The organism is Halosegnis longus (assembly GCF_009663395.1).
Lineage (GTDB): Archaea > Halobacteriota > Halobacteria > Halobacteriales > Haloarculaceae > Halosegnis > Halosegnis longus.
This window is the reverse complement of sequence record NZ_QKNW01000001.1, coordinates 1,719,530-1,742,735: the sequence shown is the minus strand read 5'-3', so window position 1 is coordinate 1,742,735 and position 23,206 is coordinate 1,719,530. Positions and strand designations below refer to the sequence as shown.

Here is a 23,206-nt window from a genome sequence, read left to right as displayed (position 1 = left end):
ATCCGGTCCGGTCGCTTGCTCCGGTATGTCACGCTTTTCGGACCGGGTGGAGGCCATCTCCATCTCGGGGATTCGCGAGGTGTTCGAGGCCGCGAGCGACGACGCCATCAATCTCGGCTTGGGGCAGCCGGATTTCCCGACGCCGGCGCACGCGCGCCGCGGCGCAATCGAGGCCATCGAAGCCGGCGAGGTAGACGCGTACACCTCGAACAAGGGGACAATCGGACTGCGCGAGGCCATTGCCGAGAAACACGCCCGCGACAACGACCTCGACATGGACCCGAACGACGTCATCGCGACCGCCGGCGGGAGCGAAGCCCTCCACCTCGCGATGGAGGCCCACGTGAACGAGGGCGAGGAGGTCATCTTTCCGGACCCCGGCTTCGTCGCCTACGACGCCCTGACGAAGCTCGCGGGCGGCACCCCGAAACCCGTCGCGCTGCGCGACGACCTCACGCTCGACCCCGCGGCCGTCGAGGAGGCGATTACCGACGACACCGCCGTGTTCGTCGTCAACTCACCGGCGAATCCGACGGGGACGGTGCAGTCGCCCGAGGATATGCGCGAGTTCGCCCGCATCGCCGACGAGCACGACGTGCTCTGTCTCTCGGATGAGGTGTACGAACGAATCATCTTCGAGGGGGACCACCGCTCGCCGATGGAGTTCGGCGAAAACGTCGCCGTCGTGAACGCCTGCTCGAAGACCTACTCGATGACCGGCTGGCGGCTCGGGTGGGTCACCTCGACGACCGACCGCATCGAGCGCATGCTCCGGGTCCACCAGTACGTGCAGGCCTGTGCGTCGGCACCGGCACAGTACGCCGCCGAGGCCGCCCTCTCCGGCCCGCAGGACGTCGTGGCGGAGATGCGCGACTCCTTCCACGAGCGCCGCGACGTGCTACTCGACGGGCTTGCCGACATGGGGTTGGAGACGCCGACGCCGCAGGGAGCGTTCTACGCGATGCCGCGCGTCCCCGACGGGTGGATCGACGCGGTCATCGACGAGGGCGTCGTCGTTGTCCCCGGTGAGGCGTTCGGCGAGCACGGCGCTGGCCACGCGCGTATCTCCTATGCAGTCGACGTAGAAACGCTGAAGGAGGCGCTCGACGCGATGCGGGCGGCGACCGACCGCGTCAGCTAACTCGCGGTCGAGACGATTTTGACGACATCCCCTTCCGTGAGTTCGTGGTCCTCGCCGACCCGGCGGTCGGCGCGAGCGTCGACCGCGTGGAGGTAGCCGTCGCCGATATCCGAGTGGACGGCGTACGCGAGGTCCTTCGGGGTCGCGCCGGTATCGAGTAAGAACGCGTCCGGGAGCACGTTCCCCTGTCCGTCCGTCCAGCGTGTCTCGTTCTGGACTGGGTAGGCCGTAATCTGGTCGAGATGGTCGTAGACGGCGGTGTCGAGAGCGGTCTGGACGCCCGTTCCGCCGAACTGAGCCATCACGTCGCGAATCTGGTCAAGCCCGTCCGCCTGTGCGTCGGACACGTCACCCCGAATCTCGAAGTCGGCGTCGCCGGTGTCGTAGTCGATGACGCCGGCCTCGCTCGCGGTTCGGAGCGCGAGTTCACCCTCCGCCGTGCAGGGGACAACCGGACCGGTGGCGGTCTCACGGAGTGCTTCGATGTTCTCCTCGGGGGCGATGTCGGCCTTGTTGGCGACGACGACGATTGGCTTTGTCTCACGGCGGAACGCCTCGGCGAGTCGTTCGCGGTCCTCGTCCTCCCATGCCTGTGGCGCGTCAGGATACTCAACGCTCCGGAGGACGCGGGCGACGCTCGCGGTCGTCCCGCCGACGCCGGTGAGCACCTCCGTCAGCGCGTCGTCGATATCGAAGTCGGGCGAGCGGGACTGCCGGGTGACCGTCTCCCAGTTGTCCGTGAGGATACCCGCAATCCAGAGGTCCATCTCGCGTTCGATGAACTCGACGTCGTTCGTGGGGTCGTAGCTGCCCGTCTCGACCGGTTCGCCCTCGGCGTTCGTGCCGCCGGCGGCGTCCACGACGTTCAGTATCACGTCGGCGTTCGAGAGCGCGTCGAGGAACTGATTGCCCAGTCCCTTCCCCTCGTGGGCACCGGGGACGAGCCCGGCCACGTCGAGCAGTTCGACCGGGACGTACCGCTTCCCGTCGTGGCAGTTCTCGTTGCCACACCGCTCGTCGCGGTCGAGACACGGACACTCCGTGCGGACGTGCGTGACGCCGCGGTTCGGGTCGATGGTCGTAAACGGGTAGTTCCCGATGTCCACGTCGGCCATCGTCGCGGCCTTGTAAAACGTCGATTTACCGGCGTTCGGCTTGCCGGCGAGCGCGACCGAGAGCATACACCCGGTATCGGGGGGCGATAGAAGGGCCTACCGCTTTTCCGCCTCGGCGAGCGCCCCGGCGAGACCGTCGTCGCTGTGGCCCTCCTCGGCGTCTGCCGTCTCCTCGGCGTCGGGAATCGCGACGGTCTCGGACGGCTCCTGGTTTCCCGTGTCGTCCGCATCGCTGGTATCGGCCGCCTCGTCGTCTTCGACCCGTCGGACGGCCTGTTCGACCTCGACGACGGCGGCTTCGACACCGGGACGCTCGTCGTCGGTTTCGCCGTCGACGCGGACGATGGCCGGCTCTACGTCGTCTTCGCCGGTGTCGGTGACCGGAATCTCGCTGCTGACGACCTGAATCTCGCCGCGGGCGCGGAGCGTCCCGTCGATGGTCGCGCGGTCGTCGAGTTCGAGATGTTCACAGGCCACGTCGCCGCGGATGTGGACGCCGGGACCGATGGTGACCGTCCCGCCGCGAGTCGTCACGTCGCCGTGGACCGCGGTGTTCGCACCGATGGTGATGTCGGATTTCGCGCGGAGGCTCCCGAACAGTTCGGTGTCGGTGCCGATGTCGAGTTCGGTCGCGCGGATGTTGCCGTGGAGCCGACAGTTCGACCCGACGCTCGCGGGGGTGGAGACGCGCCACGCGTCGTCGGAGACGTGCGACGAGCGCGGGATGAGCACGGGGTCGGCTTCCCGGTCGGCGTCGAGCGTCTCGAACACTTCCTCCGCTGCTTCCTCCTCGCCGAGTCGGAGCAGCTGGGCGAGATAGATGAACAGGAAGACCACCGTCGGTACTGGGTTGCGGATGACGATCCAGCCGTTGGCCTCGAACCCCTCCTCGATATCCACGTCGTCGCCGATGTCAATATCGCCAGAAACCATGAGTTGGCCGGCGATGTGGACGCGCTCGCCGAGGTAGGCGTCTTCGCCGACGAGGACGTTCCCGTCCACGTCACACCACATGTCGAGTCGGCAGTCGCCGTCGGCCTCGATGTCGCCGCCGAACTTGACGCGCTCGCCGGCGACGACGTTCTGGCCGCGGACGCCGAACTCGACGGTCGACTGCCCGCCGACGATGATGTCGCCGTCGGCGACGAGGTCGTGTTCCTCGACGTGGGTGCCGTCGGGGATTGCGAGTCGGTCCAGCGGGTCGGACCGGAGTGACATATCTGTGTCTGGATATGCCGACACATAATCCCTCCGGGGCGTCAGACGGGCGTACGACGCGCCGGAGCGTGCGGCTTTTGCTCGCGCACGGAGTACGGGAGCTATGACGATTCTCTCCTTCGACGAGCAGGGTGTCGACGTGGTGTACGAGGGGACGGAGTTCCGATTGGAGAAGCCGCTCATCGAGGACGCCACCCAGAAGGACTACCCGGATGTCACCGACCACGAGGTGCTGAAGCTGGTGGAAGAAGAGCCGTCGCTGTCGGGGGAGCCGCGCCGCGTCAGCGATATCCTCGCCTGACCGGAACCACTAAGCGAGTCGCTCCGAACACGATGGTATGGCACCCGATATCAGCGCGTACGACCACCCGTCGTGGCGAGCCATCCTGAGCACGGCCGCGAGCTACGGCGTCGTGCTCGCCGTGATGACCGTCCTGCTGTTCGGTATCCCGTACGCGCTGTTCATGTTCCTGTAGCGCCGGCTTGGCGAACAGACAGCCCACGCACCGCTCGGTAGCAGGTGGGCTGTGCTCCCGCCGTGGCCCACTACCGCCAGTCTCGGGTGATGGGCGGTTTGGCCGCGGCTTCCTATTTGAACTGTACGCAGAGCGTTGCGGTGGCGGTCTGCCCTGGGACAGTGTCGACGTGCAGCGGCGTGCGGCTTGGCGCGCCTCGTGCGCGCCGTCGCTCGCGCGAGGGACGACGAAGCGAACGCAGTGAGCGACGGAGTCGGCTGGGGAGGCTCGTGGACGCAGAAAGCATCTGCTCGCGAGCAAGCGCGAGCGAGCGGTTCACCGGCGCGAACGACGTGAGCGCCGGCTGCGGTCTTTTCATGAACGTTTTGCAGCCGAGCGGTGCGCTACGCGCACCCGAGGCTGGAAAAGGTTCTCATGCGAAGGTCTTCGAGACCTCGCTGGACTCCTCGTCCTCGTGGTCGATTTTCGCCCACGCCTGCTCGAAGTCCTCCGTGCGGACCTCCGTCCGGTCGTCGCGAATCGCGAACATCCCGGCTTCCGTACAGACGGCCTTGATCTCCGCACCCGACGCGGTGGCGGCGATGTCGGCGAGTTCCGCGAAGTCGACCTCGTCGGCGACGTTCATGTCGCGGGTGTGAATCTCGAAGATGAGCTCACGCCCCTCGGCGTCGGGCTTCGGCACCTCGATGAGCCGGTCGAAGCGACCCGGCCGGAGGATGGCGCGGTCGAGCATGTCGAACCGATTTGTCGCGGCGATAATCGAGATGTCGCCGCGCTCCTCGAAGCCGTCCATCTCGGCGAGCAGCTGCATCATCGTGCGCTGGACCTCGGCGTCGCCCGACGTTTTCGAGTCGGTGCGCTTGGAGGCGATGGCGTCGATTTCGTCGATGAAGATGACCGCCGGCTGGTGCTGGCGGGCGAGTTCGAACAGGTCACGCACGAGCTTTGCACCCTCGCCGATGAACTTGTGGACCAGCTCGGAGCCGGCCATCCGGATGAACGTGGCGTCCGTCTGGTTCGCGACGGCCTTCGCGAGCATCGTCTTCCCCGTCCCCGGCGGACCGTGGAGCAGGACGCCGCTCGGGGCGTCGATACCGACGTCGTCGAACATTTCCGGACTCTTGAGCGGGAGTTCGACCGTCTCGCGGACCTCCTCCATCTGGGCGTCGATGCCGCCGATGTCCTCGTACCCCACGTCCGGCTTCTGTTCGACCTCCATCACGCGGGCGCGAACGTCCGTCTCGTCGTCGAGTTGCTTGACGATGGACAGGGAGTTGTTGACGGCGACGCGGTCGTCTGGCGAGAGGTCTTCCCGGAGTTCGTCGGTCACGTCCGTCAGCGCCTCCTGGTTGTTGCCGTGCTGTTTGATGACGACGCCCTCGTCGGTCAGCTCCTGGACCGTCGCGACGAACAGCGGCGACTGCTTGAGCTTCTTGTTCTCGTGGGTGAGCCGTTCGAGCTTCTGTTGGTACTTGTTGTTCTCCGCGTTCGCGTCCAACAGCTTGTCGCGCATCTCCTCGTTTTGCGCCTCGATGGTCTCCAGCTGCTCGCGCAGCGAGTCGAGTTTCTCCTGCTTCGAGTCTCCCTCGTCGTACGGGAGATCAATGTTCTCGACAGTGTCAGTCATTACTCTATGTAGCGCGTGTACTTATAAGAGGCTTCGGGTGGCACGAAATCCGACCGTTTCGCGCCGCCCTCTCCGGATATCACCCGGTTACGCCGTGGTTACTGTATGTTCCATAGTAATCTTTATTGAGAAAGTATTATTTGTTCGCATCCACTCGTGTGGGTAATGAGCGCCACCGAATCCGAGCAGACAGACGACGCCGACGGCTGGGAAGCCGTCCGCGAGCTCCCGCCGAGCGCGAAGCTCGTCGCCAAGACGTTAGAACACGAAGACAGGCTCACGCAGTCGCAGTTGGCCGACGAGACGCTGTTGCCGACCCGGACGGTCAGATACGCCCTCTCCCGACTGGAGGAGTGTGGCGTCGTCGCGTCGCGATTCTCCTTCACCGACGCGCGAAAACGCGTCTACACGCTCGCTATCGAGTAGCCGCGTCGAGTCGCTCGCGAATCGCGCCGAGCGACACGTCCGCCCACGCCTCGATGTCGTAGCTCACGTCCACCAGCCGCTCGCACGCCCCCGCTCGCTCGATCCGGAGCGCCAACAGGCTCGCCTCGCGAAAGCGGTCGAGTGCGGCGGCGACGAGCGCGTCCCGCTCGGGCGTGCGCGGCTCGATATCGAGGATGTGTGGGAGGTCCTCGCCGCCGTCGGGAATCACCGGAAACGCCGTCGGCCCGACCGCGATGCGGCGCTCTCCGTCGCGCTCGTACGGGACGAGCGTGTACGCCCGGACGGCCGCCCGCACGTCCGTCTCGGGAATCGCCTCGCCCAGCCGGTAGCCGAGTTCCTCGCGGGCGCGGGCCAACTCCGTCGGCGAGAGTTCGCCGAACAGGTCGACCACGCCGGCCACCTCGTCGGGCGAGAGGGTCACCGGAGCGCCTCCACGTCTCGCCGGGCGGCCTCCCGCACCTCGTCGGGCGAGACTGGTGCGTCCGTCCACGCCGGTAGTCGCGTATCCTCGCCGGGCGGGTGAACCGAGTCGGCGTACTCGGCCACCTGTCGGCGCTCGTCCTCGCGGTCATAGGAGAGCCCGTTGAACGCCGCGTCCGTCGCGTACGCGCGGGTGAGCCGGGTCGCCGCCGTCTCGTACCGGTCGGGGAGCGTCTCGTAGTCGGGCGCGACCCCGTGTTGCTCGACGACACGCAACAGCGCGGCCGCCACCTGGTCCGCCATCGTCGTCAGGCCGGCGGGCCCGGAGACGGCGCGGTGGTCGTGTTCGTGTCGACCCAAATCCACCTGTGCGCTCCCGCCGAAGCCGGCGGCCGCGTAGGCGTCACCAAGCGTCCCGACTTCGAGCCCCCAGCCCCGCTGGACGCGCAGCGACCGCACCGTCTCGCTCGTGGCGGCGAACTCTCCGGCCAGCGCGTACCGGAACGACTCCAGATAGCCGAGCACGTCGGCGTCGTTGTCGGCCGCGAGCGCCCGGACGAGCGGTCGGTACAGCAGGCGGAACAGTCGCCCGTACAGTTGTCCGTTTTCCACGCGAGCGTAGTACCCCTTCGAGAAGGAGTAGCCGTGGTCGAGCGGGAACAACAGTCGAGGGACGTGCTCGGCCGAATAGCTCGTCGCGTCGGCGTCGTGGACCGCGACGTACGGCGACTCGGCTGCCACGCCGAGCGCGAGCCACACGTCGCGTCCCTTGCCGCGAGTGCCGTTGAGGTCCTCGTCGGCGAGCAAATCACCGAGTCGCGGCCCGTCACACCACAGCGGCTCGATGTCGAGCGCGAACTCGTCGAGCCAGTCGATGACGGCGGGTGCCGCCGTCGCGTCCGCGCGCAGCGGGACCACCACCCGGTCGGGCGCGACCGACTCTAAGGCCGTGAACACCTGTTCGGCTGCCAGCGAGCCGTGTTCGCGTTCGGTCATCGGGACGACGACGGCCGCGCGGTTCGTGGGTGCGGTCGGGCGTGCGTCGCCGAAGTCGTGGAGCGTCGTCACCTGCTCCTGCACGTACTCCATTACCGGACACGACGGCCGGGAGACGTTTATTGGTTCGTCTCTGTGAACCGCCGCGCCGGGAGCCGGTCTGCCCGGTAGAGCACGAAGACGCCCACAAAGATAAGCGCCAAGCCACCTGCCAGCCCGGTGAACAGCGTATCGAACGCGTAGCCGGCGTCCGTGAGTCGCCCGACGACGCCGCCACCGAGCGCCTGTGGGATCATCATCGTCGCCGAGTAGGCCGTGTACGCCGACGCCCGGTGTTGGTCGGGCAGCGACCCGAGCAGATACGTGTCGACCGTCGGGAACAGCAGGTGGATGATGAAACCGGTGGCGACGGTGATTGCGACCAGCGGCCACAGCCCCGCGACGTGCGGGAGCACGAACAGACAGGCGATGAAGCCGGTCGCGATACTCAACAACAGCGGCACGTTCGAGACCCGGTCGGCGAGTCGGCCGCCGACGAAGAACGACGGCACGCCCGCCCCGAACAACACCGACAACAGCAGACTCGCCGTCGCGGGGTCCAGCTGCTTGGTCTGCATGTACGTCGGATAGAAGTTGAACAGTCCGTTCCAGACGAAGCCGAGCGAGCCGGTGATGAGGATGCCGGTCAACACGATGGGGAGTTGCGCGCGGGTGGCAGCCAGCAGGTCCCGGTCCTCGCTCCCCGCGTCGGGCAGGTCGGTGCGGCGGGCGATGATGAACAGTACCGTCGTCACGAGCGCGGCGACGACGGCGATGGCGGCGAAGGTCGCCCGCCAGTCGTCCGTCACGGCGATGACCGCGAGCACGATGACGGACGCGAGCGCGGCGGCCATCTGTGAGGCCATCCCGTGGATGCCGAGCGCGTTTCCGACGCCCTCGGGGAACAGTTCGGCGACGAGCGGATTGGCGGCGATGAAGTAGACGCCCGAGGCTAACCCCATCAGGAAGGCCGCACCGGCGAGCAGCGGAATACTGGGGGCGGAACCGGCGACCGCCGCGGCCAGCGTCAACACGACGCCGGCACCGACGACGACCCGGTGGCGGGCGACCCGGGTGAGCAGCCAGCCGGTCGGAATCCGCGGGAGCGCGCTTCCGAGCCACGCGGCGCTCGTGACGACGCCCAGCGTTCCGGGGGTGACGTTGAAATCCGCCGCTACCGGCTCGATAAGCGGCGCGAAGACGACACGCGCCAGATTGACGAGGAACACCATCGAACACAGCGATGCGAAGAGCCGACGACGGGACACACACCGGCTCGGTCGGGCCGCCGTTAGAGGCTGTCGAAGCCGACCCAGCGGTTTTGACCCCTCGTCCCGAACGCCGGGGTATGGACACCGTTCGACAAGGGCTACGCGCCGGCGACATCGAGAAAGACACCTACGAGCGGCTGACCTGCGCCCACTGCGGGGAGTCGCTCGCGACGCGCGACACCGACGACGGCGTCGGCAAGATTCGCTCGTGTCCGGACTGCGACCGCGAGTACAAGGAGCTGTAGCCGGGACCGAACGGCCTTTCGCATCTGTGGGCGTTGTGTCGGTATGGAACTGCTGACAGTTCGTGCTCCAGTCGGTGACCGCGCGTGACCGGTCGCTACCGGAACGCCGGCTTGTTTCTCACGCTCGCGGTGCTGTTTGGCCTCTCCTTCATCGGTATCAAGACCGGCCTCGACGCGCTGCCGCCGCTGTTCTTCGCCGGCCTCCGGTTCGACATCGCCGCGCCGCTGCTGCTCGTGTTTGCTGCCCTTCGCTACGATGCGTGGTATCCGACCGACCCGCGTGACTTTCTCGCCATCGCGGTCGGCGGGATTGCGCTCATCGCCGCCAACAACGGGCTGTTGTTCTTGGGCCAGCAGTCGATTACCCCCGCGACGGCGTCGGTGATGTACGCGCTGAACCCGATTCTCGCCCCCGTCTTCGCCATCGGCATCCTCGGTGACCGACTCGACGCCCGCGACGCGGTCGGCGTCCTCATCGGCCTCGTGGGTGTGGTCGTCATCGTCCAGCCGACGCCGGAGACGCTCACCGCCGGCTCGACCGTCGCGAAGCTGTACGTCCTCGGTGCCGCTGCCGGTATCGCCGTCGGCAGCGTCCTGCTCCGGCGCATCGAGCCGCCGCTCCCGAGTCTCCCGATGGCCGCGTGGTCGATGGCGCTCGGAGCCGTCATCCTCCACGCGAGCAGTCTCGCGGCCGGCGAGGCGGTCGTGACCAGCGGCACCCGCGGTGTCGTCTTCGCCGTCCTGCTGGTCGCGATTCCCTCCACCGCGTTCGCCTACCCCATCTACTACCACCTGCTCGGCGCGATCGGCCCGGTGCGGACGAACCTCGTCGGCTACGTCGTCCCCATCGTCGCCGCGCTGGTCGGGCTAGTCGTGCTCCAGCAACCGATCAACCTCGCCACCGTCGTCGGCTTCTTCGTCGTGCTCGCGGGCGTTTCTCTGCTGGAGCGAGAAATCGTCGCCGAGGAGCTGGCTCGGCTCCGGTAACTACTCGAAGACGGCGTCGAAGCCGTCCGCGCCGAGCGGGGAGTACTCCCCGGCGGCGACGTTCTCCGCGACGTGCGCTACGGTCCCCATCCCGACGAGGGCGCTCGTCACGCCCGGCGCGGACCGGGCGAAGTTGATGGCCTTCTGTGCGGTCGTCTCGCCGTCGAGTCGCTCCGCGACCCCGTCCGGCAGTCCACCCTCCACCGCAAGTTCACCCTGCAGCAGTGGGGCGCTCGCGAACACGTCGAGGCCGGCCTCGTGGGCGAACCACAATGCGCTCTGTTGGCCCTCCGGTCCGGCGTGGCTCTCGACGGTGAACGCGTCGGCCATCCGGACGTTGAAGGGGAGCTGGAGCGCCCGGAGATGCGTCGATGTCGTTCCGGCGGCGTCGGAGGCCGCCCGCGCCCTGCGCACGAGTTCGGGCAAGGAGAGATACGACTCGTGGGTCGCGGGCACGCGCAGCCCCTCCCACGTCGCTACGCCGTAGTGGTTGATGTCGCCCGCCGCGGCCCGCTCTTCCAGCCGCGTGAACGCCGCCTCGATCATGTCGTAGACGGTCTCGGAGTCGTGTTCTTCCAGTTGCATCTCGGGGTTGTGGAGATAGTAGAGGTCCACCGACTCGACGCCGAGATTGTCGAGCGACCGGTCGAGCGACTCCCCCACGAAGTCGGGGTCGAGACAGTTCCCCCGGACGAACTCGTAGTCGGAAAACTCCTCGCGCACGTACCGTCCGGGGTCGTCGGGACGCTCGCCGTCGAACGGGACGAAGCCGCCCTTCGTCGCCAGCAGTACGGCGTCGCGGTCTACGTCGCTGTCGGCGATGGCGCGGCCGACAACGCGCTCGGAGCGCTGGTGGCGGTAGTTGATTGCCGTGTCGATGACGTTGACACCCGTCGCCAGCGCCTCGCGGACGGCGGTGTAGTAGGCGTCGTCGCGCTCGTCGGTCGCGTCGCCGAGGTAGGTGCCGATACCGACCGAGGAGACGAGGCCGTCGCCGAACCGACGGAAGTAGGTGCGGGCGAACGACTCGTGGAACTCGTTGCGATATTCCCACGACGCGTCGCGGTTCATACCCCGCGTTCGGGGCGACGGAGACTAACGGTTGCGTTCGCGATACGCCGCCACCGCCGCGGCGTACCCCTCTCGATACGTCGGATAATCGAGTTCGTACCCGACCTCGTGGAGCAGGTCGTTACTGACGCGCTTGCTCGTGAGAATCCGGCGTTGGGCCGGCTCCGAGAGGTCACCCTCGTCGAGTCGCTCCTGTTTCGTCCGCTTGTCCGGACGTGGCACGTCACACTGGTCGGCCAACCAGTCGGCGAAGTCGTGTTTCGAAGCCGGTTCGTCGTCGGCGACGTTGACGACCGACGGCTCGACGCCGTCGAGCAGGTGCGCGACCGCGCCCGCCGCGTCGTCGCGGTGAATCATGTTCAGATAGCCGGCCGTCACCGGTCCTTCCAGGTAGCGGTCGAGGCGGTAGCGGTCCGGGCCGTACAGCCCGGCGAAGCGGGCGACGGTGCCGTCGATGCCGCGCTCGGCGGCGTATTCGGTGGCGATGCGTTCGGCTTCCGCGAGCACGGCGGTCTTCTCGGTCGTCGGCTCGATTGGCGTGGATTCATCCACCCAGTTCCCATCGTGGTCGCCATACACGCCCGTCGAGGAGGTGTAGACGAGCTGGTCGGGCGAGGATTCGCGGTCGGCGAAGGCGTCGATAGCCGTCTCCAACCCCTCGACGTACACCTCGCGGGCGGCCTCGGCTCCTCGGCCCCCGGAGGAGGCGGCGAAGACGAGCGCGTCCACGTCGGGTATTTCAGCGAGTGCGTCGGCGTCGGTCACGTCGGCTTCGACGGCCTGTGCGCCGGTTTCGCGGACAACGTCGAGCTTCGACCGCCGGACCCCGATGACCTCGTGGTCGGGCGTGAGTTGGCGAGCCAGTTCCAAGCCGACGTAACCGCAGCCCAAGATTGCGACTCTCATTTGCCGCGTGTTCGGGCGGGCGGCCCTTAGCCGATTCGTCGCCGGCGCGGACCTCCTGTCGTGGTTCTTTTGCCGCCGGCGCGTGGGGCCTGCCGTATGGACGAGCTACTGGACGTGATGGATATCGCCGCCGACGCCGGGTTGGAAGGTGCACTCACGTGGCTGTTCCGGCTCGTCGGTCTGCTCGCAATCCTCGCGGGCATCGCGCTGTTCGTCGTCACCGACGTGACGGTGCTTGTGCCCGCCGCGCTCGTCGTGGTGGGGCTGTTACTCGTGATTGTGCCGGGCATCCTCGTGCAGGTGGCCGAGGTCGCCGGCTGAGTCGTCGGGCACGAGTGAGTGGTGACGATCGGGGTGAACAGTCGTCACACGCTTATTGCCGCGTGGCCGCAAGTGTGGGCCAATCGAAGTATGGCCGATTCTCCAGTATTCTCTCACAGAGCGGTCAGGGCGGGGTTTGCCGCCGGCGGGTCCGCGTTCCTCGCTGTCGTCGGCTACCTGCTCTGGAACGTCGGTCAGGTCGGCCTCCGTGGGACTCCGCTGGCGTTCCTCGCGGTGCTTGTCACGCCCGTCATCACGCTCTCCGTTGCGACGCTCGTCTGGCGTGTAGGGATGCCGGATGAACCGACGCCGGTCTACGGTGCCATCGCAGGGGCCGCCACGGCAGCCGTCTCCATCTCTCTCTTTAGGGCATTCATCGGCGTCTTGGCCTCGATAACAGACGGGTCCGCGAGCACGCTCGCCGGGTCGGTGTCCGAGGCCATCTCCTTCGCTGGGTCTTTCGCCGTATACGGCGGACTGTTCACCCTCCCGGTCGTCGTGCCACTGGGCGCTTTGCTGGGATACGGGTACGAGTGGTACGTCGCCAGAACGCAACCGTGATCGATCGTTGGGGCTCGGTTGAGATCCTCGGGATTTGAGAGGGAGACGCGAGAGAGACAGAGAATGCAGTGGACGAGCGACTACTGTTCGTTCCGCCGTTTGAACTATAGAACGGTCAGTAGCTAGGTTGCGTATTCCTCAGACGTGACGAACAGAACGATGAGTGCCAGTCCAGCAGCTGTCGCCGACAGCGGTTCCCAATTCCCTGTGTTCGCAACGTGGTAGGTGGCTGCACAGACCAATAGGATACCCGCCAGAGACACGGCGATTTCTACTTTTTCGTCTACAACGAGCTTCGGTATTGAACCTTCACTCATGTGTAGCGTGACTGATATGTCGAATTGTAATCCTTGTGCTTTCTCGGAGGGTTCGAGTCATCATCTGTCCTTAGCGATTTGCGTCACAGTTTGGACAGTGGGGATACGACCGGCACGTCCCCGATTATCGAGGTGAGCCGCTGTGTACGCCAGGCAGGTATCAGCGCCCGAGACCGCGAGTGGAACAGCGTTTCAGACCGTCTGTGCCTGAATCGTCGCGTGAAACAGTGCGAACTCCCGCAGCGTCATCGGGAACCGCCCCTCGATTTTCGACTGGACCTCGCGGGGTTCGAGTTCGTCGCCGGCGTCGGCCGCCAGCGCCTCCACGTCGAGCACGGCCTGTGACATCCCCATCATGATGGCGTCCCGCGAGAGCGCGACGATATCGCCGGCGTGGTCGTCCTCGATGACGGCGAGAATCGCGGCTGCTTCCTCGACGGTGAGTTCGGGCTGGTCGCCGGCGACGAGGTCACGGAGCGTGGCTTCGGGCACGTCGGTCTCGGCGGCGATGGCGTCGACGCCGACCGACTCGACGCCGGCGGCGAGTTCGGCTACCATCGCGTCGTACAGTTCCGTCCCCGAGTGGTCGCCCGGGTCAGCAACGAGGTCGTGGAGCATACCCCGGCTTCGCGACCGACGGCTAAATGCCTTCGAGTTCGGTCACGACAGCAGGTACGCGGCCCAGCCGGCCAGCGAGAACGCGCCGACGCCGGCCAGCGCGTAGCTGTACACCGGGTGGCGGTCGCCGTGAATCCGGTAGCCACAGTAGACGGCTCCCAGCCCGGCTATCGGGACGGCGAGCAGCGAGAGCAGCGCGCACACCACGCCGGCGAGCAGATACCAGTCGGCAGTCTCGTCGAGCACATGTCGACTAGCCAGCCCGAGGCTATGACGCTATCGCCATCCCGCAGAGCGCTCGTCCGCGTTGCCGTCCACGTCGCCGACGCCCTGTCCACCGGGCGGGACGACGACCACGACGGCCGTCCGGTAGGCGAACGTGACCGCCGTGGCCGTACCCGCACGCGCTGGCTCTCCGTCGCCGTTCCAGTCGATACCGACGGCGCGACCGTCACGGACGTAGGTGAGCCGGCGTCCCGGCCCGCCGTCGGGGACGCTGACGCTGAATCGGTCGTAGCCGCCTCGAACCGAGATGTCCCAGACGTTCATCGTCGCGTACCACTGCGAGGGAAGCGGCGTCACGGGGAGTCCACTCGGCACAGCCGCTAGCTTGCCCGTTTTCGACTCCAGTCGCTCGCGGACGGCAGTCGTCGTCTGATTCGCCGCGCGCCCGACACTCTGTTTCGCCAGTTTCCCGACCACTTGCCTCGCGCGCTCGACGTGTGGCGTCACGGACGACTCGGGGACGCCACGACCATCAGTGGCTGCGGCCCGGAGCGACCGTCGCAGGTCGTCGCGGTCGGCGGGCCCGTCGAAGGAGCCGGGGGAGCGCCGAACTGCTACGGCAGCGACGGCGTCGGGACCACGGTTTTCGGTGACGGCGAGCGCGCGCTCGGCGACCGTCTGCCACGCTCCGAGTCCGGTTGCGACGATTCGGCGACGCTCGCTACGGGAGTCACCCACGCCGGCCCGCCGGAGCACGCGGCGCATCCCGCGCCGGCGTCTGGTCACTGCGGCCTCAACGTCGGCTTCGAGCGTGTCGTGAGTCGCGAGTTCCTCGCCGGCCGCGAGCGCACGCGCTGCAGACCGGAGCCTGACCCGGTCGCCGTCGAATAGCTTCCCGACGAGTCCGTCAGCGGCATCGCCGTACGGCACGGTGAAGATGTTCGTGTTGCGCGCGGCGAGCGGGCGGACGCTCCCCTCGCGCAGCGAGTCGGTCTGCGTCCGGTTCACCGACGCGAGCGTGAGGTACGCCGGGGCTCCGTCCACGTCAAGCGAGTAGGGACCACCGACGCCCGAAATCGAACGGCTCGTCGGCGTCGTGACCTGCGAGCGCGCCGTCATCATCGAGCGCAGGCGGTCGAGACGCAGTCCGCGTGCCGCGAGCAGGTCGGCAAACCGCTCTTTCACGCCGTTGCGGTCGTCGGCCCGGCGTTCCAGTTGTGCGATGACCGCATCGAGATACGCACCGCGTGCAGCGACGCGTGCGCGGTCCGCGACGCCGTCGTACGCGTCGGGAGCGTCCACCAGCTGCGCGCGCCGCGCTCGGAGCTCCGCCGCGAGTTCGCCACTCGGGTTCACCTGATACGTGCCGAGTGCGCCCCGCTCGACCGCGACCGAGACGTTCGCCACCTGTTCGCGCAGCCGGACGATGTCGCGGTACACCCAGTCGCGCAGTTCGGAAGGTCGTTCGCCCCGAACCGTCGTCTGGGTGGTGTCGTCGCTTCTGGTCCGGCGCGCGAGCGCGTCGACTGTTCCTTCGTCACCGAGTAGCTGTGTCCTCGCCCGGCCTTCGATAGCTGCGAGGTTCGGGCCGTCGAGTGCGCCACCGCGCTCGTGGACGGAACGTATCGGAGCAGACGGCGCGTTCCCGCCGTCGTGGCGAGCGACGAGCCGTATCGAGACGCGGCGCGTCTCCGTCGTCGTCTCCACCGTAGTGCGCGCCGTGTGATTGCGTCGCCACCGGCGCTCCGTCCGCGTCGTCTCGGTGACACGGCGGGCAGTCGTGGCGAGGCTGTGCCACGGCTGCGTGGGGGAGCCGGCGGTCGGTTCCACACTCGTTACCGTTGTTTCGTGCGTCTGTTCGGTCCCGACCAGCGTCCAGTTTGCCCCGGTAGGGCGTGCGTGCCCGGTGGTCGTCGTCGCTCTGTCGGTGACGACACGTCGGCGTTCGACCGTCGCACGGTACGGTGCAGCGAGCGCGGTCTCGAGGTCGGCCGCGGCGAACCGGTCGAACGCCGTCGTCGCCTGTTCGCCGACGGCGACGTTCAGCGTGGACTCCGGCGTCGTCGATGGATTCGCCGCTGTCACCGGGTCGAGCGTCGACCCCGGTGTCGCGGCGTCGACGCCCGCGAGGAGCTGTTGTATCTGCTGGCCGGACTGTCCGGTCGCGGCCAGCAGGTCGGTTCCTGCGGCGCGAGCGGCGGCGACCCGGACCGCACGGCGACCGGTGTCGTCGGCCGCGCCGAACGTCGCCCGCTGCTGGGCGAGAAGCGCGTGGTTCGTCGCTACGGCGACGTGTTGATTCGAGACGACGTTGGCGATTGGCCCGCCGCCGTACTGGGTGAGTCCGCGCGCCCACGCCACCCCGTACAGGCGCGCGGTCGCACGGCGCGCCAGTCCCGGCTCGGTCGCACCGCTGTCGAGTCGCTGCTGGTAGCTCGCCGTCCGTTCGTGGAGGGCGAACACCGGTGTCTGGACGGTCACGGTCGGCGAGACCCGGTACGTATCGACGACGCGACCGTCGCGCGTCGCCGTGAGCGTGACGTTCGCGACGGTCGTTCGAACGGCCGTCGCGTTCGCTCCCACCGGCTCGACCGTCGTCCGTGCGAGCGCGGCGGCGATATCCGTCGAGTCCTGCAGCGGCGGCAGCGACGGCTCGACGGTGAGCCCGCGTTCTGTCGTCGCCGAGAGTCGGTCGCGGACCGCGAGATACGTCCGGAGTTCGAGCGCGGCCCGGAACGGGGTGCCCGTCGACGCGAGCGTCCGACCGAGTGTCGTGTTCGCCGGCGCGACGACTGGCGACGCCGCTGCATCCCTCGCTGCCGCCCGAGTCGCGTCGTGGACGACCCCACCGAGCGAGGTGCGGCTCTGCTCGACGGCTGCCTCGGTTGCCGGCTCGCGCGTCGGTGTCACCGCACCGAGTCCGGCCGTGATGCTCGCACTCCCGACGAGGAGGACGACCCCGAGCAGTGCGAACGGTACGCGGGCGCGCTCGTTCACGCCGACCACCGCCGAACGACCAGCGTCACGCCGGGCTGGAGTGCCCGAGCGGCCGCCTGCGGGGAGTCGAACCGCTCTCTGAGCTGCGTTTCGTAGCGCCGTTGGAGTGTCTCGCGCAGTCGGCTATTCGCCGCCGTCGCGTTCTGCGCCGCGACCGCATCCTCGACTGACACGCCGAGGTGGCGACCGGCGGCTTCGTACCGCGCGACTGCGAGCCGGTCGGTCGGATAGTCCGCCGCGAGTGCGTTCTGCATCCCCGTAGGGGGCCACAGCCGTTCGGTCGTCCGTGACGCTGCGACGGCCGCGACACCGGCGTAGCCGAAGTCCTCGGCCGCACGGCTCGCCTGCCGCCGCGGCTCCCCGGCAGTCGCGACCCTCCGGGTCTGGCTGGCGACGGTCGCGTCGGCGGGCGGGACCGGGCCAGCGGCGGCCGTTCCACCGATAGCTGCCCCGGGGAACGGCCGCCAGCGAGCCACCACCTGCGTCCGCGGGGCGGTGGCGTTCACGACCGCGGCAGCGACCCGCCGCTCGAACTCGTCGCTCGTGTGCGTCAGTTGGCGACCGTCGACGGTCGCGTTCCGGACGGCGCTGCGGGCGAGAAGCGACGAGAGCCGACCGCTCGCTCGCCGGTCACGCATCGACTTCGGAGCGTGCTCGCCGGCGGGGGCGACGAGTCGGTACTCGATATCGGTCGTCGTGCGCTCCACGACCGTCGCGGCGGCGTCGGCATCCGGCGGCTGCGCCGGTGTGGTCGGGAGCGCGAGCGTCGTCGCGGCCGCGGAGACGAGCACGAGACAGACGAGCACGTCGGCCGTCGTGGAGAGTCCGCGGCTCACCAGACGGTCACCCGGATTCGGCCCGCGTCGACGGTGCCGTTCGCCCGCCGAATCGGAAGTCGCCGGCGGGCGTGGCGCACACCCTCTTCCGGTGGCGTCGGCCCGACGCTCCACGAGCGGCCGCGAACCGCGAGCGAGACGTGGGTCGTCTCGCCCACCGAGAGACCAGCGAGCCGTTGCGGGTCGGCGACACCGGCCGGGGCGAGGTCGTCGGTCACCGAATCGAGCGGCGGCGCTGGCGAGGGGGTCGCCGGAGCGAGCACGTCACCGAGCAGCCCCCCGTACGCCGAGAGCGCGAGTCCGACGGCCGCGACGGCGACGAGCGCTGCGAGCGGGTCGGTCTGCCCCCTATCCGACGAGCGTGACACGCGTCTCACCCCACGTTAGCTGTCGTGCCGAAAGCGACTCGGGAGCGGGTCGCCACGCCGGAGTGCGAGCACGCGCCTGCTCGACCGCTGCGGCGAAGCGACCGGGACCATCGAACGCGCGCCGCGGGTCGGCACCATCGAGTACGGCCCGCAGTGGTCCGCCGTGCACGGGAACGATTGGCCCGGCGTCGAACCGCGCGTGCGAGCGCCCACGGTCGGCCGCGAGCGACAGCCCGCGGGTCGTGAGCCGGAGCCGCGCCGCGTCGATATCGACGGTCGTCCGGCCGGCGTAGTCGCTGTCCGCGACACCGTCGACGACGGTCGCGGCCGCCCGCGCATCCGGCGGCGGCGCGGTCGGGAGCGCGAGCGCGACGGCCAACAGTCCCGCCGCAGCGAACGAGACGCCGACCCAACTGTACCATCCCTCAGCCGTGTCGAACATACGGCGCGTGGCCCCGGCTTCTGATATAAACCTCGACACCGGGAGGAGGTCAAACGAGCAGCCCGCCGGCGACGGCCGCAGTCAGGTACGTCGCCGTCGCGGCCACGAGTGCGAGCCCGACGCGATAGCCGACGACGGAGCGGTCGAAGCCGCGTTCCAGCCCGGTCGCGAGACCGGTCAGGACGACCGCGAGTAGAAGCACGTAGACGCCGACCGCGACTGCGAGTCCGGCCTGCGGAATCGTCTCACCGAGCTGTGAACCACCGACCCGGCCGGCGAGCGCGACCGTCACGCCACCGACGAGTGGACCGAACAGCGCCGCCGTGTTCCCCATCGTCCCCGTAGCGTGGCGAATCGACCGCCGAGTCTCCGCTTCGACACGGGCGAGCGCGGCGAGGTGTTCACCGGCCGCGACGAGCGACGGGCCGGCCGGCTGGCCGGTTCGGGCCGCAGCGACGAACAGCCGAGCGACATCCGCGACCCGACGGCTCGGTATCGTCGCGAGGGGCGTTCGCTCCCCACACAGCGCCGTCTCGATGCCGACACCGAGGGCCGCTCCCTGCCGGTTCGCCCGCGCGAAAGCCTCACTTGCCGGCGAGTCGAGCGTCTCCGCCGCCGCGTCGATGGCCCGCTCGACCGGCGCACCGTCGCGCACCCGACGGCCGACGCCGTACAGCACGTCCGGAAGCCCGGCATCGAGCGTGGCTGTCTCCGCCCGGAGCTGTCGGTACGGTCGGTAGTAGACGGCGAGAGCCGTCCCGAGTCCGACGCCGACGACAGCCAGTGGTGGAGTCCAACTCGGAAGCAGGAGGGAGGTAACGACGGCGGCACCGGCGGCGGCAGCGACTCCGGCCCCGAGTGCGCGCCACGGTCGGTCGGGAACAGCGGGATGGGTAGTCGGAATCCGCGTCGACGGGAAGGTGACCGGTCGCTTCGTCGTGAGCCACCCGCCGGCTGCGAGCAGTCCGGCCGGGAGCACGACATCGTAGACGACGACCACGGCAGGAAGCGAGACGGGGAGGCCCGCGACCCCGGCGGCCGGGAGTCCAGCGACGAACGCCAGCGGCAGGAGGACGCCGAAGGCGTAGACGGCGGTGACCGGCCCCCGGAGGGCGGCGGCGTCTTCGGCCGCCTGCTCGCGCACCCCATCGAGGACGGCGTCGAGCGCCCGGTCGATAGCCGCTGGTCGGTCGTCGGTGTCCGTCCGGGTCGCGTCGGCGAGGAGGCGAATCCCCCGCCGGAGCGGCGGGAACGAACCCCACCGTCCGAGAAAGTCGTCGACGCCGGCGGTTCCGGTCGCCCGGCCGCGACGGACCGAGGCCGCGAGCGCGCGGTCGAGCGTCGTCGTCGGATTCGTCGCGGCGACCGCAACAGCGACCTCCAGCGTCGGCGTCACGCGGAGTCGCATCGCGGCACGACACACCAGCCACGGCGCGCCGCCGAACGCTCGCCGTCTGACGACAGTCGCAGCCATCGGGGGGAGGCGGGTGGTCGCCTCGACAACTGCCGCGGCGAGCGCGAGCGTCGCGGCGAGCGCGAGCGGGCGCACACCCGGTGGCATGAGCAGCGTTACCGCGACACCGAGGGCGACCAGAACGAGCGCCGCTCCGTCGCCGGCTCGACGCCACGTCTTGGCATCGACTCCGATGCCGAGCAGGTCGAGCGCGGCCGACAGGTCGGCGTCCGGGTTGCGGTCGAGCACTCGGGGAGAGCGTCTCGCCAACCACAGGATCATCGGGCGACTCATCGGAACGTCGCCGCGCGGCCGTCGATTGCCTCGCGCACGTCGCTGTAGGTCTCGGCCGGCCGGGCGAGGGACGCGACGACGGCACTGTTACCGCGGTCGATGCGACCCGTTTCCCCGGGAGAAAACAGCGGGGCGAAGGCGGGGTCGTCGCGACCGACCACCTCCGACACGTCCGCGACGCGACGGCCGTCAGTTCGTTCGAGGGTCACCACGAGGTCGGTGTCGGCGAAGGCGGTCGGAGCCACCCCGAGGTCCGTGGTGACGCGCTCGCGCACCGTCTCCGGGTCCTCCCCGTGAATCGTCCCGAGCGTCGTGCCGTCCGCGCCGACGCGCATCGCCTCGTAGAGCGCGACCGCTTCGTCGCCGCGAACCTCGCCGACGGCGATTGCGCCCTCGCCGAGTCGGAGCGCGGTTCGGAGCGCCTCGGTCGGTCCCATCCCCGAACCGTCGCGCTCGACGTGCAGCCGCTGACAGTCGTGGCCGGCCTCGCGCAGCGAATCCACCGGGAGTTCGGGGGTGTCCTCGACGACGACGGTTCGGGTGCCGGCGTCGAGTTCACCGAGCAGTGCGCCGAGCAAGGTCGTCTTCCCGACGCCGCGCCCGCCGGCGACGAGGATGGACGCACTCCGCTCGACGGCGACGGAGAGCAGGCCAGCCACCGCCGGTGTGAGGGTGTCGTTCGCGACGAGGTCCGCGAGTCGGAACCGGTCGCGACTGTCGGCACGAAAGGTGAAGCCGGTCCCGTCGCTCACGGGGTCGGTGACGCCCGCGACGCGGACGGAGCGCCCGGCGACGGTGACGGCGGCGTCGAGCGTCGGACTCGCGCGCGAGAACGCCCGCCCGCTCTCGCGACGAAACTGCGAGGCGAGCGCGTCGGCGGTCTGTGGAGTGAACACGACGTTCGACCGGACGGCTCGGCCCTCGTGTTCGAGTCTGACCGGGGTTTCGCCGACCGGTGCGGACGCGAACACGTCGGTGACGGCCGGGTCGGCGAAGACGTCAGCGAGCACGCCAAACCCGCGGGTGTGTTTGTCCAGGACAGCGGCGAGCGTCTCGACGGGTTGGTCGTCGCTCGCCACGGCTCTGACGGCGCGGCCGGCGGCCCGCTGGCCTTCGAGTGCGTCGGTCACGAGTCGCTGGCTGGCGGTTTCGAGCGTCGCCGTCGCGGCTCCGTCGAGCGTGAGTTCGACCGGCGTGAGATGATACATCGGCAGGTCCGCGTCCGGGGCGTCGTACAGTCTGACCGTCGCGCCGGTGTCGAGTTCGTACCGGTCACGAAGCGTGGCTTCCGGCGGCGGGCGTTCGACGACGCGCTCGGTCGCGAGTATCGGTGCGACCTGCGGCCGGAACAGCGTCTCGTACCCCTCGGTCGCGGTCGCACACTCGACGAGGCCGGTCTCGGCGGCGATAGTAGCGACCGGGCCGGCCCGACCGGCGGCGAGCCGTGCAGCGTCGAGGGGGTCCGCGAGCGCGCGGTCCGCGAGTGGCTCGTCGTGGAAGTCGGCGCGGGCAGCGAACCGGCCGGCGGCGACGAGCAACGGCGTCGCGGCCTCGTACCGGCGGTCGAGCCCGGCCGAGCGAACGACCACGAGGTCGGCGTCGCGGTCGCGGAGCGCACCGATAGCCGTCGCCCGACAGTTGGACTCGGTGGCGAGGTCGCCGTCGTCGGGGCAGTCGCTCGCGTCGAGCCGGAGCGTGTCGTCCACGAACTGCGCCACGCAGTCGCAGTCCGAATCGTCGCCGAAATCGAACATATCAGCCGGTGGTCCCGGCATCCGACTTGAACGTCCGGAGCCGAATCCGCACCTTCCCGTCCACGCGGACCAGCCCGAGTCGGAGGCGATGGCTCCCCGCGGTGAGTCGGACCGAGCGAGCGAAGGGCAGGTCGGTCTCGACGCGCCCCCGGCGCGCGTCGTGTTTCCACCGGAGCGACTCGTTGTGTGGACCGACCCCGAGCCGGATGGTCGTTCCCGCCGGCACCCGGAGCCTGTGGATTCGCACCGCGCCCGGTCGTTCCGGTCGGGTGGCGTCGTTGTGCGTCCGGAATCTCGCCGTCGTCTCGCGAAACTCGATGAGTTCGTTCTGTGTGAGGGTAGCGGCTCGCTCGGTGCGGGCGGTCTCGGCGGCTGGAAGCCCGACACCGAGGAGCGCGCCAGCGAGCAGAACGGCTACCGCGAGTCGAACAATCACGACACGAGCGCTCGGAGCCGAGCGACCAGTCGTGATACCGGAGAGGTGGTCCGGGTGGATGTCGGCGGCGCAGGCTCGGTCGGCTGCTCGCGAGCGAGTGCGAGTGCACGCTCGGCGACCCGTTCGGTCTCTCGGTCCACCCGCCGGGCATCGTCGACGTGTGCGCGGACGGCGGTCACCTCGCCCTCAACGTCAGCCAGCCGCGTTTCGAGCGCGTCGATTCGCGCCTCGACGGTCGCGAGCCGCTGTTGGAGGTCGGCTTCCTCGGCGAGTGAACCGGGAGCCGTCTCGGAGTCGGTGAGCGTGCGTTCGACGGCGGCGAGTCGTTCATCGAACGTGTCAGCGTTCACGCCGTCGGTGGCCGCGCGTTGGTATTTGAGTCTGAGGAGACACAGACCATCTCGTCAGGGTGGACCGTTCTCAGCAGAGGAGTCTCCCCGGATACATCACAGCGGACCGGTTAGCGACCGTAGAGGAGATACGCGAACGCAAGGAAGCCGAGGACGAAACCGCTTACTCCCCCACCACCCACTCACGGATCGATCAATGATGATCAGAATAACACCGATGCAGACACTTCCGATGACGGGGAGTGCACCGGTTTGCCACTCTTCGACGAGGGAAG

At 68.8% G+C, this 23,206-nt stretch carries 27 protein-coding genes; 8 read left to right on the top strand and 19 right to left on the bottom strand.

Annotated elements, in window-relative coordinates; all coding sequences use genetic code 11:
• Positions 1–25 precede the first annotated feature (25 nt).
• Positions 26–1,141: a pyridoxal phosphate-dependent aminotransferase gene (locus tag DM818_RS09365; protein ID WP_123124318.1), complete on the top strand. Its 1,116-nt coding sequence runs from the start codon at positions 26–28 to the stop codon at positions 1,139–1,141.
• Here the strand turns inward: DM818_RS09365 and DM818_RS09360 are convergent.
• On the bottom strand, positions 1,138–2,322 hold the full coding sequence (locus DM818_RS09360) for a redox-regulated ATPase YchF (protein ID WP_075937024.1): 1,185 nt from the start codon (positions 2,320–2,322) through the stop codon (positions 1,138–1,140). The two genes, DM818_RS09365 and DM818_RS09360, sit on opposite strands and share 4 nt — an antisense overlap.
• A gap of 30 nt (positions 2,323–2,352) precedes the next feature.
• Positions 2,353–3,474: a polymer-forming cytoskeletal protein gene (locus DM818_RS09355; protein ID WP_075937025.1), complete on the bottom strand. Its 1,122-nt coding sequence runs from the start codon at positions 3,472–3,474 to the stop codon at positions 2,353–2,355.
• Between the two features lie 103 nt (positions 3,475–3,577).
• Between DM818_RS09355 and DM818_RS09350 the strand changes: the two genes are divergently transcribed.
• Positions 3,578–3,775, top strand: coding sequence for a DUF5800 family protein (locus tag DM818_RS09350; protein ID WP_075937026.1), 198 nt, complete (start codon positions 3,578–3,580; stop codon positions 3,773–3,775).
• Between the two features lie 37 nt (positions 3,776–3,812).
• A complete protein-coding gene (locus tag DM818_RS14990) occupies positions 3,813–3,950 on the top strand; it encodes a hypothetical protein (protein ID WP_172977313.1) in 138 nt (45 codons plus the stop codon).
• A gap of 412 nt (positions 3,951–4,362) precedes the next feature.
• Here the strand turns inward: DM818_RS14990 and pan1 are convergent, their stop codons facing one another.
• Complete coding sequence (pan1, locus tag DM818_RS09345) at positions 4,363–5,577, bottom strand: proteasome-activating nucleotidase Pan1 (protein WP_075937027.1); 1,215 nt, start codon at positions 5,575–5,577, stop codon at positions 4,363–4,365.
• A 165-nt stretch (positions 5,578–5,742) separates the two neighbouring features.
• Between pan1 and DM818_RS09340 the strand changes: the two genes are divergently transcribed.
• On the top strand, positions 5,743–6,003 hold the full coding sequence (locus DM818_RS09340) for a winged helix-turn-helix domain-containing protein (RefSeq protein WP_075937028.1): 261 nt from the start codon (positions 5,743–5,745) through the stop codon (positions 6,001–6,003).
• Here DM818_RS09340 and DM818_RS09335 read toward each other — a convergent pair.
• The 3 genes from DM818_RS09335 to DM818_RS09325 are packed head-to-tail and all read right to left on the bottom strand — an operon-like array spanning position 5,993 to position 8,747.
• Complete coding sequence (locus DM818_RS09335; protein WP_075937029.1) at positions 5,993–6,445, bottom strand: DUF7109 family protein; 453 nt, start codon at positions 6,443–6,445, stop codon at positions 5,993–5,995. The genes DM818_RS09340 and DM818_RS09335 overlap by 11 nt on opposite strands.
• Positions 6,442–7,533 carry a glycosyl transferase family 2 gene (locus DM818_RS09330; RefSeq protein ID WP_075937030.1) on the bottom strand — a complete coding sequence of 364 codons (1,092 nt, stop codon included), beginning with the start codon at positions 7,531–7,533 and terminating at the stop codon, positions 6,442–6,444. Before DM818_RS09330 ends, DM818_RS09335 begins: the two co-directional genes overlap by 4 nt.
• Positions 7,534–7,559: 26 nt before the next feature.
• Positions 7,560–8,747, bottom strand: a complete 1,188-nt coding sequence (locus DM818_RS09325) for an MFS transporter (RefSeq protein WP_075937031.1) — start codon at positions 8,745–8,747, stop codon at positions 7,560–7,562.
• Between the two features lie 80 nt (positions 8,748–8,827).
• On the opposite strand from DM818_RS09325, the gene DM818_RS14985 reads away from it, so the two are divergent.
• Positions 8,828–8,995: an HVO_0758 family zinc finger protein gene (locus tag DM818_RS14985; RefSeq protein WP_172967042.1), complete on the top strand. Its 168-nt coding sequence runs from the start codon at positions 8,828–8,830 to the stop codon at positions 8,993–8,995.
• An 84-nt stretch (positions 8,996–9,079) separates the two neighbouring features.
• Positions 9,080–9,982 (top strand): DMT family transporter, encoded by a 903-nt coding sequence (locus DM818_RS09320; protein ID WP_075937032.1) that lies wholly within the window; start codon positions 9,080–9,082, stop codon positions 9,980–9,982.
• Here the strand turns inward: DM818_RS09320 and DM818_RS09315 are convergent, their stop codons facing one another.
• Together DM818_RS09315 and DM818_RS09310 are read right to left on the bottom strand one after the other, a co-directional pair.
• Complete coding sequence (locus tag DM818_RS09315) at positions 9,983–11,053, bottom strand: aldo/keto reductase (RefSeq protein WP_075937033.1); 1,071 nt, start codon at positions 11,051–11,053, stop codon at positions 9,983–9,985.
• Positions 11,054–11,077: 24 nt separating this feature from the next.
• The gene (locus tag DM818_RS09310; protein WP_075937034.1) at positions 11,078–11,959 is read right to left on the bottom strand and encodes an SDR family oxidoreductase; all 882 of its coding nucleotides are present in this window, start codon (positions 11,957–11,959) and stop codon (positions 11,078–11,080) included.
• Between the two features lie 96 nt (positions 11,960–12,055).
• Here DM818_RS09310 and DM818_RS09305 point away from each other — a divergent pair, with 96 nt between their 5' ends.
• Positions 12,056–12,280, top strand: a complete 225-nt coding sequence (locus DM818_RS09305; RefSeq protein WP_075937035.1) for a hypothetical protein — start codon at positions 12,056–12,058, stop codon at positions 12,278–12,280.
• A gap of 90 nt (positions 12,281–12,370) precedes the next feature.
• Positions 12,371–12,841, top strand: a complete 471-nt coding sequence (locus DM818_RS09300; RefSeq protein WP_075937036.1) for a hypothetical protein — start codon at positions 12,371–12,373, stop codon at positions 12,839–12,841.
• A gap of 122 nt (positions 12,842–12,963) precedes the next feature.
• Here DM818_RS09300 and DM818_RS09295 read toward each other — a convergent pair whose 3' ends face one another.
• From DM818_RS09295 to DM818_RS09245, 11 genes are all read right to left on the bottom strand, one after another.
• Positions 12,964–13,158, bottom strand: a complete 195-nt coding sequence (locus DM818_RS09295; protein WP_075937037.1) for a hypothetical protein — start codon at positions 13,156–13,158, stop codon at positions 12,964–12,966.
• 192 nt (positions 13,159–13,350) lie between these two features.
• Positions 13,351–13,776 carry a DUF5791 family protein gene (locus tag DM818_RS09290; protein ID WP_123124319.1) on the bottom strand — a complete coding sequence of 142 codons (426 nt, stop codon included), beginning with the start codon at positions 13,774–13,776 and terminating at the stop codon, positions 13,351–13,353.
• Between the two features lie 42 nt (positions 13,777–13,818).
• The gene (locus DM818_RS09285; RefSeq protein ID WP_075937039.1) at positions 13,819–14,022 is read right to left on the bottom strand and encodes a hypothetical protein; all 204 of its coding nucleotides are present in this window, start codon (positions 14,020–14,022) and stop codon (positions 13,819–13,821) included.
• 30 nt (positions 14,023–14,052) lie between these two features.
• The gene (locus DM818_RS09280) at positions 14,053–17,007 is read right to left on the bottom strand and encodes a DUF7286 family protein (RefSeq protein WP_153952608.1); all 2,955 of its coding nucleotides are present in this window, start codon (positions 17,005–17,007) and stop codon (positions 14,053–14,055) included.
• Positions 16,995–17,834, bottom strand: a complete 840-nt coding sequence (locus DM818_RS09275; protein ID WP_123124321.1) for a DUF7284 family protein — start codon at positions 17,832–17,834, stop codon at positions 16,995–16,997. The genes DM818_RS09280 and DM818_RS09275 overlap by 13 nt, the downstream gene beginning before the upstream one ends.
• Positions 17,831–18,202 (bottom strand): DUF7285 family protein, encoded by a 372-nt coding sequence (locus tag DM818_RS09270; protein ID WP_079988879.1) that lies wholly within the window; start codon positions 18,200–18,202, stop codon positions 17,831–17,833. Before DM818_RS09270 ends, DM818_RS09275 begins: the two co-directional genes overlap by 4 nt.
• The gene (locus DM818_RS09265) at positions 18,183–18,644 is read right to left on the bottom strand and encodes a DUF7283 family protein (RefSeq protein ID WP_075937043.1); all 462 of its coding nucleotides are present in this window, start codon (positions 18,642–18,644) and stop codon (positions 18,183–18,185) included. The genes DM818_RS09270 and DM818_RS09265 overlap by 20 nt, the downstream gene beginning before the upstream one ends.
• Positions 18,645–18,693: 49 nt before the next feature.
• Positions 18,694–20,391 carry a hypothetical protein gene (locus DM818_RS09260; protein WP_075937044.1) on the bottom strand — a complete coding sequence of 566 codons (1,698 nt, stop codon included), beginning with the start codon at positions 20,389–20,391 and terminating at the stop codon, positions 18,694–18,696.
• Positions 20,388–22,145, bottom strand: coding sequence for an ATPase, T2SS/T4P/T4SS family (locus tag DM818_RS09255; RefSeq protein WP_153952607.1), 1,758 nt, complete (start codon positions 22,143–22,145; stop codon positions 20,388–20,390). The genes DM818_RS09260 and DM818_RS09255 overlap by 4 nt, the downstream gene beginning before the upstream one ends.
• Position 22,146: 1 nt before the next feature.
• On the bottom strand, positions 22,147–22,581 hold the full coding sequence (locus tag DM818_RS09250; protein WP_123124325.1) for a DUF7311 family protein: 435 nt from the start codon (positions 22,579–22,581) through the stop codon (positions 22,147–22,149).
• Positions 22,578–22,931, bottom strand: a complete 354-nt coding sequence (locus tag DM818_RS09245; RefSeq protein ID WP_075937047.1) for a DUF7310 family coiled-coil domain-containing protein — start codon at positions 22,929–22,931, stop codon at positions 22,578–22,580. Before DM818_RS09245 ends, DM818_RS09250 begins: the two co-directional genes overlap by 4 nt.
• Positions 22,932–23,206 lie beyond the last annotated feature (275 nt).

Excerpts from the sequence above, each read along its gene's own strand:
- DM818_RS09365 (WP_123124318.1), top strand. The coding sequence starts at position 26 with ATGTCACGCTTTTCGGACCGGGTGGAGGCCATCTCCATCTCGGGGATT.
- DM818_RS09360 (WP_075937024.1), bottom strand. The coding sequence starts at position 2,322 with ATGCTCTCGGTCGCGCTCGCCGGCAAGCCGAACGCCGGTAAATCGACG.
- DM818_RS09355 (WP_075937025.1), bottom strand. The coding sequence starts at position 3,474 with ATGTCACTCCGGTCCGACCCGCTGGACCGACTCGCAATCCCCGACGGC.
- DM818_RS09350 (WP_075937026.1), top strand. The coding sequence starts at position 3,578 with ATGACGATTCTCTCCTTCGACGAGCAGGGTGTCGACGTGGTGTACGAG.
- DM818_RS14990 (WP_172977313.1), top strand. The coding sequence starts at position 3,813 with ATGGCACCCGATATCAGCGCGTACGACCACCCGTCGTGGCGAGCCATC.
- pan1 (WP_075937027.1), bottom strand. The coding sequence starts at position 5,577 with ATGACTGACACTGTCGAGAACATTGATCTCCCGTACGACGAGGGAGAC.
- DM818_RS09340 (WP_075937028.1), top strand. The coding sequence starts at position 5,743 with ATGAGCGCCACCGAATCCGAGCAGACAGACGACGCCGACGGCTGGGAA.
- DM818_RS09330 (WP_075937030.1), bottom strand. The coding sequence starts at position 7,533 with ATGGAGTACGTGCAGGAGCAGGTGACGACGCTCCACGACTTCGGCGAC.
- DM818_RS14985 (WP_172967042.1), top strand. The coding sequence starts at position 8,828 with ATGGACACCGTTCGACAAGGGCTACGCGCCGGCGACATCGAGAAAGAC.
- DM818_RS09315 (WP_075937033.1), bottom strand. The coding sequence starts at position 11,053 with ATGAACCGCGACGCGTCGTGGGAATATCGCAACGAGTTCCACGAGTCG.
- DM818_RS09310 (WP_075937034.1), bottom strand. The coding sequence starts at position 11,959 with ATGAGAGTCGCAATCTTGGGCTGCGGTTACGTCGGCTTGGAACTGGCT.
- DM818_RS09305 (WP_075937035.1), top strand. The coding sequence starts at position 12,056 with ATGGACGAGCTACTGGACGTGATGGATATCGCCGCCGACGCCGGGTTG.
- DM818_RS09300 (WP_075937036.1), top strand. The coding sequence starts at position 12,371 with ATGGCCGATTCTCCAGTATTCTCTCACAGAGCGGTCAGGGCGGGGTTT.
- DM818_RS09295 (WP_075937037.1), bottom strand. The coding sequence starts at position 13,158 with ATGAGTGAAGGTTCAATACCGAAGCTCGTTGTAGACGAAAAAGTAGAA.
- DM818_RS09290 (WP_123124319.1), bottom strand. The coding sequence starts at position 13,776 with ATGCTCCACGACCTCGTTGCTGACCCGGGCGACCACTCGGGGACGGAA.
- DM818_RS09265 (WP_075937043.1), bottom strand. The coding sequence starts at position 18,644 with ATGTTCGACACGGCTGAGGGATGGTACAGTTGGGTCGGCGTCTCGTTC.
- DM818_RS09260 (WP_075937044.1), bottom strand. The coding sequence starts at position 20,391 with ATGAGTCGCCCGATGATCCTGTGGTTGGCGAGACGCTCTCCCCGAGTG.
- DM818_RS09255 (WP_153952607.1), bottom strand. The coding sequence starts at position 22,145 with ATGTTCGATTTCGGCGACGATTCGGACTGCGACTGCGTGGCGCAGTTC.